We start from the raw sequence: 265 nt of genomic DNA, 5'->3' as shown, positions 1-265 counted from the left end.
TGAGCGGCTGCCGGGAGCAAAACGGCAAAGCCGTGCTCACCCTGGATTCCCCCCGCCCCGGTACACCCCAAACGCTCGTCGTCGATTGGGTCCTGCCGCGAATCGGCGTGCGTGGAAACATCGACGGGCTGGGACAACTGCCTGCCTTGGAAGGCGGGTATCTGCAGGCTGACGTCAACCAGCAGGTCGGAGCCGACTGGGTCTACGCCATCGGAGACGTCGCCAACGGCGCCGCCTACGCCAGCCTGTCCCTCGCCGTCGGCCA

1 protein-coding gene is annotated in these 265 nt (G+C 67.2%); it reads left to right on the top strand.

Annotated features, from left to right (window positions below):
* A partial coding sequence (locus LD028_RS09090; RefSeq protein ID WP_237811623.1) for an FAD-dependent oxidoreductase occupies window positions 1-265 on the top strand: 265 nt, incomplete at both ends.

It is taken from the genome of Anoxybacillus sp. LAT27 (genome assembly GCF_022030075.1).
In the GTDB taxonomy this organism is placed as follows: Bacteria; Bacillota; Bacilli; order Bacillales; family Anoxybacillaceae; genus Anoxybacillus; species Anoxybacillus kestanbolensis.
Note: the sequence above shows the minus strand (reverse complement) of the source record. Positions and strands in the feature narration are given on the sequence as shown.